The organism is Antribacter gilvus (assembly GCF_003946865.1).
GTDB classification, from domain to species: Bacteria; Actinomycetota; Actinomycetes; order Actinomycetales; family Cellulomonadaceae; genus Antribacter; species Antribacter gilvus.
The window spans coordinates 136,293-149,973 of record NZ_QXTH01000004.1; the positions used below are offsets into that span (position 1 = coordinate 136,293).

Sequence of the window (13,681 nt, forward strand, 5' to 3'; positions counted from 1 at the left end):
TTCCTCGTGAAGTTCCTACCGCCGTACCCGCGGGGTGCCGCGCCGGGCCTGTCGGCGCAGGCGCCGGAGCACCTTGCGATAGGCGCCCGGGCGCACGGGCAGGGCCCACTGTGCCACGCGCGTGGGCCAGCCGACGTCGGCCCCGAGGTCGTGCAGGAGCTCGTCCACGTTGTGCATGGAGAACGGGATGATGTTGGTGCCGCGCGCGTGCCGCCCGTCGGTGCGCTCCTCCATCCACGCGAGCCGCCGGTCGACGGCCCCGTCCATGAGGATCGCCGGGGGCAGCCGGTACCGGCCCGTCAGCAGGGCGGCGATCCAGGCGGCGCCGACCTCGGCGGACAACGGGCTGAGCAGCGACGAGTTGTATCCCGCGAACGACAGCCCGGTCACCCGCGGCGGGTGGATCTGCCGGTAGAGACGGAAGTTGCCGCGCCGGTCGGTCAGCAGGTCCTGCACGTCGTCGGGGAGGAACGGCACCTCCTGGCGGAACCCGGTGCCGCACACCACGATCTCGGCGGGGAGGATCGTCCCGTCGTCCATCTCGACGCAGGGCTCGCCGCCCTTGTCGAGCAGCCGCGCGACGGTCCGGTCACGCAGCACGTCGATGCGGCCCTGGGCCACGCGCTCGAAGAAGCCCTCGGTGACCAGCGAGACGGTGGACCGGGCGATGTTCTCGAACGGGCCGTCCGGGACCAGCCCCAGCTCGTCGAGGCGGAGCTGGGACGTGACGACGCGCTGGACGCCGTCGAGCAGCGCGTTGCGGGCCCGCGAGCCGCGGCCGTGGATGAGCTTCTCCACCCCCACCGGCTCGACGTACCGGAACAGCCCCTCGCCGAGGCGCGTGAGGAGCAGGTACTTGTAGTTGAGCCAGCCCCCGAGGTGGGTGGGCATCTTCCACAGGAGGTTCCGCGCCACCACGGTCGTCGCCGCCGCGACGTCGGAGACCGGGACCGCCACGTCGCACGCCGACTTGCCGTACCCGATCACCACGACCCGCCTGCCGACCGTCTCGGCGACGGTGTGGAGGTCGATGGCGTCCACCAGCCGGCCGCCGGCGGCCTCGAACTCCTCGATCCCCTCGAAGTCGGGGAGCGCGGGCTCGGAGAAGACCCCGTTGGCGACGACGAGGTGGTCCACGCGGTCGGTGGTCTCCTCGCCGGTGGCGACGTCCCGGGTGGTGACGTCCCAGCCCAGGGCCACCAGCCCGGCGCCCTCGGCCCCCACCGGGCGGGGCCCGCGGACCGGCTCGGCCCACAGCACCTCGGACCCGGTCCGGAGCGCGTCCCCGAGACGGAACCGGGCGACGTAGTCCTCGAGGTAGGCCTGGACCTGCTCGCCGGACGGCCACTCGGGGTACCGGCGCGGCATCGGGTGGTCCGAGAACGCGTAGGTGCCCTTGTCGTTCTGCGTGGCCAGCCCGGGGTAGCGCCGCGTGGCGCTCCAGACGCCCCCCACGTCCGGGGCCTTCTCGTGCACCACCACGTCGAAGCCGTACTCGCGCAGCACCTTGGCGGTGCACAGGCCGGCGAAGCCGGCGCCGATGATCGCGATGCGCATCGAGGGACTGCTTCCGACAGGGTCCGGTGGTCGCAACATGACCGACAGGTACCGACAAGAGCGGACAAGGGTGCTGTTGCATCCACGCTACAAGTTCATTGTCACCCCGTCGACCCCGGGCGGCGGTGAATTCTTACAGGCGCCTGTGGGACCACTGACCTGCGAGGAGAGTCGCCGCCACCGGCAGGGTCCGCAGCGCGTCCGACGCAACCGCCGGTTCGTCGAGCGACGGCACGTCGAGCACCGCCAGGTCCGCCGGCCCGCCGGCCACCGGGGCGGTGCCCCGGCCGTCTGTCGAGGCCGCGAGCCCCTGCGGGAGCGTCAGCGCCTGCTCGGGGTGCCACGGCTCCCGCCCGTCCCGGCTGCGCGTGACCGCCGACGCGAGCGCGATCCACGGGTCGAGGGGTGCCACGGGTGCGTCGGAGCCGAGGACGACCCGCACCCCGGCCCGGGCCAGCGAGGCCAGCGGGAAGGTGCGGTCGGCGCGGCCGGGCCACAGCTGCTCGGCGACGTCCCGGTCGTCCATGGCGTGCTCGGGCTGGACGCTCGCCGTGACGCCGAGCCGTGCGAACCGCTCCACGTCCGACCAGCGCAGGAGCTGCGCGTGCTCCACCGACCCGCGAGCGCCGGACGCGGCGAACGCGTCGAGGGCGAGCGCGTTGGCGCGGTCGCCGATGGCGTGGATCGCGCAGTCCAGGCCGCCGGCCGTGGCGCGGGCCATGAGCGGCACGAGGTCGTCGGTCGGCACGTTGAGCAGGCCGTGCGCGTCGGGTCCTGTCGCCCCGGCGTAGGGCTCGAAGCAGTACGCGGTGCGGGTGTTGAGCGAGCCGTCGGAGATGACCTTGAGCGGCCCCTGCGTGAGCAGAGGGCTCGCCGTGAAGGTGCCGCCCGTGCGCAGTCCCTCGGCGAGCACGGCGTCGAGGTGCTCGGGCCACACGCCCGCGCGGACGCGCAGCGCGTCCCAGCCGAGCCCGGCCCGGCGGCGCCACACCGCCAGGTTGTCGGCCACCTCGAAGTCGGTGACGCCGACGACGCCCCGCTGTGCCGCCGCCCGGGCGGCGTCGGCGACCAGGGCGTCCGTGACGTCGTCGGGCGCCTGGACGATGCGAGGGCTGGCGGGGATCCACTCGTCCTCGCGGAGGAGGCCGGTGGGGTGCTCGATCCCCAGGAAGCGCAGGCCCGCTGTGCCGGCCCAGGCGGTGTGGAGGTCGCCGGACAGGAGCACCACCGGCGTGCCGCCCGCGACGGCGTCGAGCAGGGCGGCGGTGGGCTCGTCGGGCCAGACCGCCCAGCGGAACCCGAAGCCGACGAGCGGCTGCCCGGGTGCCGGGGCCATGGCGGGGTCCGCGAGGCAGGCCGCGACGAGGCGTACGGCGTGGGCGGCCGACGTCGCGCCCGAGACATCGAGGCGACGGCGCACCAGCGCCCACTGCGTCAGGTGGGTGTGCGCGTCCCACAGGCCAGGGACCACGAGGCGCCCGTCGAGCTGGACGCGCTCGGGGGCTCCCGGCCCGGGCGCCTCGGGGGCCGCCTCCCCCGCGGGCACGACGGCGGTCAGCCGGTCACCCTGGACGTACAGGTCGACGAGGCCGTCGGTGCCGAGGACGCGCGCGCCCACGAGGATCAGTCCGTTCACGCGGCACACGGTAACCCCGCCGGGCGGTCACCCCCGCAGGGTGCGCAGCGCCTCCACCACGAGGGCGTGGTCGTCCTGCTGGGCGAGGCCCGACACCGTCACCACGCCCACGATCCCCACGCCCTCGACCCGGACGGGGAAGGCCCCGCCATGGGCGGAGTACTCCTGGAAGGGCAGGCCGTGGTCGGCGTTGAAGTCGGAGCCCTTGGCCCGGGCGCGGAGCCCCACCAGGTACGACGACGCGCCGAACCGGTACACGACCCGCACCTTGCGCTCGATCCACGAGTCGTTGTCCGGCGTGGTGCCGGGCCGCGCGGCGTGGAAGACCTGCTGGGTGCCCTTGCGGAGGTCGACGGTGACGGCCAGGTCCCGCTCGGTCGCCAGCTCCATGAGCAGGCAGCCCAGGCGCCAGGCGTCCTCGTGCGTGAACGAGCCCAGCACGAGCTCGCGCTCCTGCGCCTCCACCTCGGCGACGATCGTCGCGACGTCAGTCATGGCCCCATCGTCACACGCTCTCCGCCGCGAGCGAATCCCATGGTCCGCGACCGAGACGTGGGTCTACCGTGACCCGGTGACGTCTGCCTACCTGCGCTTTCCCACCGTCCACGGCGACCAGGTCGCCTTCGTCGCCGCCGACGACCTGTGGCTCGCCCCTGCTGACGGCGGCCGCGCCTGGCGCCTCACCGACGAGCGGGTCCCGGTCCGCACGCCCCGCTTCTCGCCCGACGGCGCGCACCTCGCGTACGTGTCGTACCGGGACGGGCAGCCGGAGGTCTTCGTGGCCGACGTCGCCACCGGCACCTCCCGCCGGCTCACCTGGTGGGGTGCCACCCGCACGCTGGTCCTCGGCTGGGACGCGCAGGGCCGCGTCGTCGCGGCGAGCAACGCGGGCGCGGCGCACCCTGAGCTCACGGTCACCCGCGCCGTCGCGCTGGACGGGACGGTGGAGACCCTCCCGTACGGCCCGGCCTGGGGCCTCGCGGTGTCCGACGATCCTCGGGGTGAGGGCGGGCGGGTCGCCCTCGTCTCGGCCGGCTACCGCACCCCGGCCCACTGGAAGCGGTACCGGGGTGGCACCGCGACCCGGCTGTGGCTGGACCGGGCGGCCGACGGCCGCTGGGAGCGCCTGCTGCCCGACGACCCGGCCTCCGTCGTGGACCCGATGTGGGTGGCGGGGCGCCTTCTCTTCGGCTCCGACCGCGCCGCCCGCTTCCCCGACAAGGCCGACGAGCAGGCCAACCTCTGGGTGTGGGACGTGCCGGGCGTGGGTGAGCCGCGGCAGCTCACCCATCAGGGCCCCGGCGACGGCTACGTGCGCGACGCCACCACCGACGGCACCCGCGTGGTCTGGCACAGCCGCGGCGGGCTCTGGGTGCTGGACGCCCTCGACGTGGAGCCCCGGCGGATCGACGTGACCGTCGCCGGCGTCGCGCCCCGCCCGGTCGCCGCGTCACCGCACCAGCTCCTCACCGCCCTCGCGCCCGACCACGGCGGCGACACGAGCGTCGTCGGCTGGCGGGGCACCGCGTTCCGGGTGACCCACCGGGACGGTCCCGTGCGGGCGCTCGTGGCCGACCCGTCGGTGCGGGTGCGGGAGCTCGCGATGCTGGGCGCCACCGACCGCGCGGTGCTCGTGACCGACGCCGAGGGCGAGGACACCCTGGAGATCCACGCGGTCGACGGGTCGTCGCCGCCGCGGCGCGTCGCGTCGGGCGAGCTCGGCCGCGTGCTGCACCTCACGGCCGACCCGGCGGGCGAGCGGGTAGCGACGGTCTCGCACGACGGCAGGGTGAGCCTCGTCGACGTCGAGGCGGGTGCCGTGCGGGTCCTCGACACGTCGCTCGACGGCGAGGCAGGCCCGCCGGCCTTCTCGCCGGACGGCCGCTACCTCCTGTGGAGCAGGCCCACCCCCACCACCGAGGGCGAGCAGCACCAGCTCGTCATCGCGGACCTGGACGGGGACGGCGCGGCGACGCCGCTGACGTCGGGCACGTTCCACGACTACTCCCCGGCCTTCTCGTCCGACGGCAAGTACGCGGTCTTCCTCTCCGACCGCACCTTCGACCCGGAGTACGACAGCCACGAGTTCGGCCTGTCGTTCACGGGCACCACCCGGCCCTGGCTCATCCCGCTCGCCGCGACCGAGCCGGCGCCGTTCGGGCCCGCGGCCGACGGGCGGCGGTTCTCCAAGCCGCCGAAGGACGAGCCGAAGGACGAGCCGAAGGACGACAAGGAGCCCGACGACGACGGCGTGGCCACCCCGGACCTCGACGCCGACGGTGCGGAGGAGCGCGTGGTGCCGTTCCCGGTGGCCTCCGGTCGTTACCGGGACCTGCGCCCGGCCAAGGACGGCGTGCTCTGGGTGCACGAGGACGACGACGCGGGCGTGCTCGGCACGCGCCACGCGGGCGTCGTCGGCGAGCGGCCGGGCGACGCGCTGGAGTACTGGTCGTTCGAGACGCGCAAGGTCACACAGGTGGCGTCGGACGTGTCCGACTACGCGGTGTCCGGGGACGGCGAGCGTCTGGTCGTGCGGTCCGGCGGCACGCTGACGTCGCAGCCGGCCACGCGGGCGCCGTCGGGCGACGACGACGCCGACACGGTGGAGATCGACCTCGGCCGCCTCCGCCACGACGTGGACCTGGCACGGCAGTGGCACCAGATGTTCGACGAGAACGCCCGCATCATGCGCGACCACTTCTGGCGGGCGGACATGGACGGCGTCGACTGGGGCGAGGTGACCGCCCGCTGGCGGCCCCTCGTCGAGCGGGCGACCACCAGCGACGAGTTCGAGGACGTCCTCTGGGAGACGGTGGGCGAGCTGAACACGTCGCACGCCTACGTGCGGCACGCCGGACCCGTCGGCGACGCGTCCCGCCGGCTGGGCCTGCTGGGCGCCGATCTCAGCCCCGTCGCCGGCGGGTGGCGCATCGACCGGGTGCTGCCCGGCGAGTCCTCGGACCCGGACGCCCGCTCGCCGCTGCGTGCCGCGGGCGTCGACGCCCGCGACGGCGACGTGATCGTCGCCGTCGACGGGCGGTCGGTGAGCGGCACCGACCTTGGCCCCGCGCTGGTCGGCGCGGCGGAGCAGCCCGTGGAGCTCGTCCTGCGCCGCGCGGACGCTGCCGACCGGCGCGTCGTCGTGGTGCCGCTCGCCGACGAGTCGGCGCTGCGCTACCAGGACTGGGTGCGCTCGCGCCGGCAGTACGTCGCGGACCGGTCGCAGGGCCGGCTCGGGTACGTGCACATCCCCGACATGACGAGCTCCGGCTGGGCACAGCTGCACCGCGACCTGCGGCACGCCGTCCGGCGTGAGGGCGTCGTCGTGGACGTGCGGTTCAACGGCGGCGGCCACACGTCGCAGCTCGTCATCGCGCGGCTCGCGCAGCGCGTCGTCGGCTGGGGCGTGGGGCGGCACTACGCCTCGCCCACCACCTACCCGTACCGGGCCCCGCAGGGGCCGGTCGTGCTCGTCACCAACGAGTACGCGGGGTCCGACGGCGACATCGTCAACGCGGCCGCCCAGGCGCTCGGCGTGGGACCGGTCGTGGGCGTGCGGACGTGGGGCGGCGTGGTGGGCATCGACATGCGCTTCTCCCTCGTGGACGGCACGGGGATCACGCAGCCGCGGTACGCCTTCTGGCTCGAGGGCCACGGCTTCGGTGTGGAGAACCACGGCGTGGACCCAGACATCGAGGTGTGGCACACCCCTGCGGACTACTTCTCCGACGACGACCCTCAGCTCGACCGCGCGATGGCCGAGGCGTTCCGCCTGATCGAGGAGCGGCCGGCGGCACGACCCCCCGTGCTCCCCGAGCCGAAGGTGCGCCGGGGATGAGGCCGCTCGGCGACGGGTGATTTACCTGGTGAGCGCTGGCGTAGAGGTGCCCGGAGGCCAGAGACTCAGCACTGCACCAACGCCGCGAAGGACCCCACATGCCCGATGCTCTGGCTCCCGACGAGCCGCCACGGTGGGTCGACGCGTTCCCCTGGCTCCAGGGGACCGCGGACCCAGGCTGGACCGCGCCGGGAGACCCCTCGGACGACGCTCGGCTGGCCGCCGTCGCGCGCCTGGCCGTCGAGACGCAGCACGCCGAGCCGATCAGCAGGCTCTTCCCGCGCCTCGCACCGGACCTGGCGCTGCAGGAGCTTCCCCTCCCCCCGCGCCTGACGAACGTGCTGCGCCGGCACGCCCTGCGGACGGGCTCCGACCTGGAGCGGATGTGCGTCGACGACCTGCTGGGCTCCATGCAGGTGGGGCCCTGGACGGTGCACTCGATCTTCCAGGCGTTCGCGGCTCTGTCGGTGTCCCCGCCGCCCGTGCTCGACCCGGACGACGCCGGTGATCAGGAGGCGGCGCCGGTCGCCGACCCCACCGCACTCCTGACCGGCGCGCTCGGCTCGGTCGACGAGCGGATGCGCGTCATCCTCCGCCGTCGCCTTCTCACGACCGACGTCCCGGCCACGCTGCAGGACCTCGGCGCGGAGTTCGGCGTGACCCGGGAGCGCGTGCGACAGCTCGAGAAGAAGACCCTCGTCGTCCTCGCCGCCCCGCTGGGCCTGCCACCGGGGCCGGTCCGGGAGATCCTGGAGGCGTACCGCGGTCGCGGTGCGGACGTGGACGCGGTGCTCGACGCCGCGCTGGGCGAGCCGGGCGACCGTGTGACAGAGACGACGCACTGATCGAGCGGGAATCCGCTTCGGATCGGTTACGTTGATGTGTCTCATCCACATGACCGATGCCTCGGCCCCGCCACACCCCGGCGGGCCGGCGGCACACGAACGGAGCCTCCCGCATGACGCGCACTCGCGCCCTCGCCCTGACCGCCACGGCAGCCGCCGCAGTCCTGGCGCTCTCGGCCTGCTCCGGTGCGGACGACGCGACCGGTGGTGACGACGGCCTCGGCCTCGTCACCGACGGGACGCTGACCGTCGCCACCGAGGGTACGTACCGGCCGTTCAGCTTCCACACCGGCGGCTCGGGTGACCTCACCGGCTACGACGTCGAGGTGGCCCGCGCCGTCGCCGAGAAGCTGGACCTGGAGATCGAGTTCCAGGAGACCCAGTGGGACGCGATCTTCGCGGGCCTGGACGCCGGCCGGTTCGACACGATCGCCAACCAGGTGTCCATCACGGAGGAGCGCCAGGCGAAGTACGTCTTCAGCACGCCGTACACGGTCTCCCCGGGGGTCGTCGTCGTCCGGGAGGGCGACGACTCCATCACGAGCCTCGCCGACCTCGCCGGCAAGACCACCGCCCAGTCGCTGACCAGCAACTGGTACGCCATGGCGGAGGAGAACGGCGCGAACGTCGAGGCCGTCGAGGGCTGGGCCCAGGCTGTCGCCCTCCTCCAGGAGGACCGGGTCGACGCGACGATCAACGACAAGCTCACCTACCTCGACTTCGTCCAGGAGCACGGCCCCTCCGGGCTCGCCGTGGCGGTCGAGACGGAGGAGGCGTCGGAGTCGGCGTTCGTCGTCACGCCGGAGCGCGAGGCCCTGGCCGAGGCCATCGACGGCGCCCTGGCCGAGCTCCGCGAGGAGGGCGTGCTCGCCGAGCTGGGCGAGCAGTTCTTCGGCGAGGACGTCTCCCAGTGACCGCAGGCAGGTAGCCCGTGGACTGGGACCTGATCGCCGAGTCCTTCTGGCCCATCGTCCTGGGCGGGCTCCGGGGGACGCTCCCGCTGGCCGGGACGTCGTTCGTGATCGGGCTCGCGATCGCGCTCGGCATCGCGCTCATGCGGATCTCCGGGAACCGCCTGCTGTCGGGCATCGGGCGGGCGTACATCTCCGTGGTGCGCGGCACGCCGCTGCTGGTGCAGCTGTTCGTGGTGTTCTACGGCCTGCCCTCCATCGGCGTGGTCGTGGACCCCTGGCCGAGCGCCGTGGTCGCGTTCTCGCTCAACGTGGGCGGGTACGCGGCCGAGGTGATCCGTGCCGCGATCCTCTCGGTGCCCAAGGGGCAGTGGGAGGCCGGCTGGACGGTGGGCATGTCGCGGTCGCGGACCCTGCGGCGGATCATCCTGCCGCAGGCCGCGCGCGTGTCCGTACCGCCGCTGTCCAACACGTTCATCTCGCTGGTCAAGGACACGTCGCTGGCGTCGCTCATCCTGGTGACGGAGCTGTTCCGCGAGGCGCAGAAGATCGCCGCGTTCTCGAGCGAGTTCATGCTCCTGTACCTCGAGGCAGCGCTCGTGTACTGGCTGTTCTGCACGGTGCTGGCCACCGGGCAGGACGTCCTGGAGAAGAGGCTGGATCGCTATGTCGCACACTGACCCACCTGTGGACAGTCCTGTGGAAACTCCTGTGGACGACGCGGCCCCGCTCCTGGTCGCGCGCGGCCTGCACAAGGCGTTCGGCGACAACCAGGTGCTGCGCGGGATCGACCTCGAGGTCTACCGGGGGCAGGTCGTCGCCCTGATCGGGCCCAGCGGGTCGGGCAAGACGACCCTGCTCCGCTCGCTCGACGCGCTCGAGATCCCGGACTCCGGCACGCTCGCGTTCGACGGCGGGCCGGCGATCGACTTCGCCCTGCCCGTGCGGCAGTCCACCCGGGCCGCCCTGCGGGACCGGTCGGCGATGGTGTTCCAGCACCACAACCTCTTCCCGCACCGGACCGTGCTCGAGAACGTCATCGAGGGCCCGGTCCAGGTGCGCCGGGTGCCGCGCGCCCAGGCTGTCGCCCGGGCGGAGGAGCTCCTCGCCCGGGTGGGCCTCGCCGAGAAGCGCGACGCCTACCCGCACGAGCTGTCGGGCGGCCAGCAGCAGCGCGTCGGCATCGTCCGGGCCCTCGCCCTGAGCCCCGACCTGCTGCTGTTCGACGAGCCCACCTCCGCGCTGGACCCCGAGCTCGTGGGCGAGGTGCTGTCCGTGATGAAGGAGCTCGCCGACGAGGGCTGGACCATGGTGGTGGTCACCCACGAGCTCGCCTTCGCCCGGGCCGTCGCCGACGAGGTCCTGTTCCTCGACGGCGGCGTGGTGGTGGAGCGGGGTGCCCCCGCGCAGCTCTTCACCGAGCCCGCCGAGGAGCGCACCCAGAGGTTCCTGCACCGGATCCTGCACCCCCTGGACTGACCGCGGATCCGCCCCCTGTGCAGGAATCGTAAACAAGCCGTAACACTTCCTGTTGTTGTCGTCACATCAATAGGTCTACCTTCTGACTCACGTGTGCGACCGAAATCTCAGTCCCGGTCGCGCACACATGTCCCACGTGCCTCAGAAGGGCCCCTCAATGCGCCTGAGCAGACAACCTCTCATCCGGCTGGCGGCCGCGACGTCCTGCGCCGCCCTCGCCGTCACCACCCTCGCCGTCTCGGCGAGCGCCGCACCGTCCCCCCGGCCGACGGACTTCACCGACGAATCCGCCTCGATCGTGTCCCGGACGCAGGGCGCCAAGTCCCCGAGCAGCGCGCTCGCCGGGACACCGGACAGCCTGCTGGGCATCACCAGCAGCGCCAAGATCCCGGTGCTCCTCAAGTTCGACTACGACGCCACGGCGTCCTACACCGGCGGCGTGGACGGCCTGGCCGCCACGAGCCCCAGCGTCAAGGGCGGCAAGCTGTCGAAGGCTGACGCGGACGTCAAGAAGTACGAGGCCCACCTCGCCAAGCGCGAGAAGGACATCAAGGGTGCGGTGAAGAACGCCGTCCCGGGCGTCACCTTCTTCGAGAGCTACACCACCGTCTACGGCGGCGTGGCGGCGGAGGTCCCCGGCAACGAGGTAGCAGCGCTGCTGCAGGTCCCCGGCGTGGTCGCCGTCCAGGAGAACGGGATGGAGCAGCCGCTCACCGACTCCAGCATCGAGTTCATCAACGCCGACGCCGCCTACGACGTGCTGGGCACGGACGCCCTCGCGGGCGACGGCGTGATCTACGGCAACCTCGACACCGGCGTGTGGCCGGAGCACCCCTCCTTCGCGGACGACGGCCTGCCCGCGTACACGGGCGCGGCGATCCCCTGCGAGTTCGGCGACAACCCGCTCACGACCGAGAACGACCCGTTCGTCTGCAACGACAAGCTCATCGGTGGTTGGCACTTCACCGACGCGTACGACCGCACCGCCACCGGCGAGGACATCGACATGTACGCGGGCACCGCCCGCGACGGGGACGGCCACGGCTCGCACACCGCGTCCACCTCGGCCGGCCAGATCCTGGTCGACCCGGAGCCCTTCGGCCCCGAGGTCGCCCGCATCCAGGGCGTGGCGCCCGGCGCCAAGATCATCGAGTACAAGGTCTGCGGCCCCGGCGGCTGCACCGACGCGGACACGATGTCGGCGACGCAGCAGGCCATCCTCGACGGCGTCGACGTCATCAACTTCTCGATCTCCGGCGGCACCGACCCGCTGAACGACCCGACCGAGCTGGCGTTCCTCGACGCCTACAACGCGGGCGTCTTCGTGGCGGCCTCGGCCGGCAACGACGGCCCGGGTGCGGCGACGGCCAACCACCTCTCCCCGTGGGTCACCACGGTGGCGGCGTCGACGCAGTCGCGCACCTTCACGTCCACCTTCACCCTGACGGCCGACGACGGCTCGGTGTTCTCGGGCGAGGGCGCCTCCCTCACGGGCGGTGTGGACGCGGCGACCCCGGTGGTCCACGCCTCCGCGTTCAACGACCCGCTGTGCCAGGCCGCTGCGCCGGCCGACGTGGTCGAGGGCAAGATCGTGGTGTGCGAGCGCGGCGTCAACGCGCGCGTCGCCAAGGGCTACAACGTCCTCCAGGGCGGCGCGGCCGGCATGATCCTCTACAACCCGGCCCTCGCGGACACCGCGCTGGACAACCACTACCTGCCCACCGTGCACGTGGCAAATGGTGTGGCCCTCAAGGCGTGGGTCCTCTCCCACTCCGGGATCACCGGCACCTTCACGGCCGGCGAGCAGGACGAGGCCACAGGTGACGTCATGGCGGCGTTCTCCTCGCGCGGCCCGGCCGGCTCCTTCCTCAAGCCCGACATCACGGCCCCCGGCGTGCAGATCCTCGCTGCGGCCACGCCCACCCCGCAGTCCACCGACGGCGGCCCGGCGGGCAACTACTTCCAGGCGATCGGCGGCACCTCGATGTCGTCCCCGCACATCGCGGGCACGGCCATCCTGGTCAAGTCGGTGCACCCCGACTGGACGCCGGGCGAGATCAAGTCGGCGATCATGACGCAGTCCCTCACCGAGGTCCTCAAGGAGGACATGGTCACCCCGGCCGACCCGTTCGACATGGGCGCCGGCCGCGTGGACGTGGGCGCCTCGCTCGACGCGCCGATCACCATCTCGGACACCGCGCAGAACCTGTTCGCCCTCACCGGTGACCCGCTGCGCACGGTCGACATCAACCTGCCGTCGATCAACGCCCCGGTGGTCCCGGACACGCTGACCACGAAGCGCACGCTGAAGAACATGACGGACTCCGCGATCACGGTGCGCCCGACGGCCACCGTGCCCGAGGGCTCGTCCATCACGTTCGACGCCGCCGAGTACAAGATCCCCGCCGGGAAGTCCCGTGCGGTCACGGTCACCATCTCGACGGCCGCCCCGCTAGGCGAGCAGCAGTTCGGCCAGATCACGTTCGCGACCTCGGCCGGCAACTCGCACATCCCGGTGGCGTTCATCCACTCCGAGGGCACCGTCACGTCGGAGCAGACCTGCGCCGACACCGAGGTGTCCGTGGGCGACAAGGTGACCTGCACGATCACCGCGACGAACCTGTCGTTCCTGGACCAGAAGGTCTCCGTCAACACCAAGGGCCTCGACGCGCTCGGCGGCAGCGCCCGCACCTCCAAGACCCTCGCGGGCGCCCAGCTGGGCGTGCCGTCGATGGTCACGACGTCGGAGCCCGCGTTCCTCGACCTCGGCGCCTACGGCATCGGGGCCAACCCGATCGGCGACGAGGAGTTCCTGACCTGGACCGTCCCGGCGTACCAGTTCAACGGCCAGACGTTCACGCGCCTGTCGATCAACTCGAACGGCTACATCGTGGCCGGTGACGCCGCGTCGACCGACAACAACTGCTGCCAGCTGCCCGCCGGCGCCAGCCCGCTGGCCCCGAACAACGTGATCGCGGCGTTCTGGACCGACCTGGACGGCACCGACGCGCCGGGCATCCGGATCGCCTCGTCGGGCGCCTACCGGATCGTCCAGTGGGAGGTCAACGACTACGGGACCGACCACCTGCGCAAGTTCCAGATGTGGATCAAGACAGGCGCCACGCAGGAGATCTCGATGGGCTACTCCGAGCAGCAGACGGCCCCCGCGGGCCAGGACTGGCTGGTCGGCGCCGAGAACGCCGCCGGTGTCGGCGACATGCAGGCGATCCTGCCGGTCAACGACATCTACATCGAGTCCACCGCGCCGATCCCCGGTGAGACGCTCACCTTCACCGCGAACCTCGCGGCCGAAGAGGTGGGCACCGGCACGGTGCACACCGAGCTGACCGCGGGCCTCGTCCGCGGCACCCGGGTGCTCGACACCTCGGTGACCGTCACCCCGTGACGTAGCACC

At 72.8% G+C, this 13,681-nt stretch carries 9 protein-coding genes; 6 read left to right on the forward strand and 3 right to left on the reverse strand.

Annotated features, from left to right (window positions below; all coding sequences use genetic code 11):
• Positions 1-15: 15 nt before the first annotated feature.
• From D1350_RS08355 to D1350_RS08365, 3 genes are all read right to left on the reverse strand, one after another.
• The gene (locus tag D1350_RS08355) at positions 16-1,557 is read right to left on the reverse strand and encodes a flavin-containing monooxygenase (RefSeq protein WP_125775536.1); all 1,542 of its coding nucleotides are present in this window, start codon (positions 1,555-1,557) and stop codon (positions 16-18) included.
• A 133-nt stretch (positions 1,558-1,690) separates the two neighbouring features.
• The gene (locus tag D1350_RS08360) at positions 1,691-3,193 is read right to left on the reverse strand and encodes an amidohydrolase (protein WP_125775537.1); all 1,503 of its coding nucleotides are present in this window, start codon (positions 3,191-3,193) and stop codon (positions 1,691-1,693) included.
• Between the two features lie 27 nt (positions 3,194-3,220).
• On the reverse strand, positions 3,221-3,688 hold the full coding sequence (locus tag D1350_RS08365; protein ID WP_125775538.1) for a heme-degrading domain-containing protein: 468 nt from the start codon (positions 3,686-3,688) through the stop codon (positions 3,221-3,223).
• Between the two features lie 76 nt (positions 3,689-3,764).
• Between D1350_RS08365 and D1350_RS08370 the strand changes: the two genes are divergently transcribed.
• The 6 genes from D1350_RS08370 to D1350_RS08395 all read left to right on the forward strand — a co-directional run bounded on the left by D1350_RS08370 (position 3,765) and on the right by D1350_RS08395 (position 13,672).
• Positions 3,765-7,031: a S41 family peptidase gene (locus D1350_RS08370; protein ID WP_125775539.1), complete on the forward strand. Its 3,267-nt coding sequence runs from the start codon at positions 3,765-3,767 to the stop codon at positions 7,029-7,031.
• 98 nt (positions 7,032-7,129) lie between these two features.
• A complete protein-coding gene (locus D1350_RS24065; RefSeq protein ID WP_206074471.1) occupies positions 7,130-7,876 on the forward strand; it encodes a sigma factor-like helix-turn-helix DNA-binding protein in 747 nt (248 codons plus the stop codon).
• A 113-nt stretch (positions 7,877-7,989) separates the two neighbouring features.
• Positions 7,990-8,790, forward strand: coding sequence for an amino acid ABC transporter substrate-binding protein (locus tag D1350_RS08380; protein WP_125775540.1), 801 nt, complete (start codon positions 7,990-7,992; stop codon positions 8,788-8,790).
• Positions 8,791-8,807: 17 nt separating this feature from the next.
• The gene (locus D1350_RS08385; protein WP_125775541.1) at positions 8,808-9,467 is read left to right on the forward strand and encodes an amino acid ABC transporter permease; all 660 of its coding nucleotides are present in this window, start codon (positions 8,808-8,810) and stop codon (positions 9,465-9,467) included.
• Positions 9,454-10,266 (forward strand): amino acid ABC transporter ATP-binding protein, encoded by an 813-nt coding sequence (locus tag D1350_RS08390; protein ID WP_125775542.1) that lies wholly within the window; start codon positions 9,454-9,456, stop codon positions 10,264-10,266. The genes D1350_RS08385 and D1350_RS08390 overlap by 14 nt, the downstream gene beginning before the upstream one ends.
• Before the next feature lie 157 nt (positions 10,267-10,423).
• A complete protein-coding gene (locus D1350_RS08395) occupies positions 10,424-13,672 on the forward strand; it encodes a S8 family serine peptidase (RefSeq protein WP_164545078.1) in 3,249 nt (1,082 codons plus the stop codon).
• Positions 13,673-13,681 lie beyond the last annotated feature (9 nt).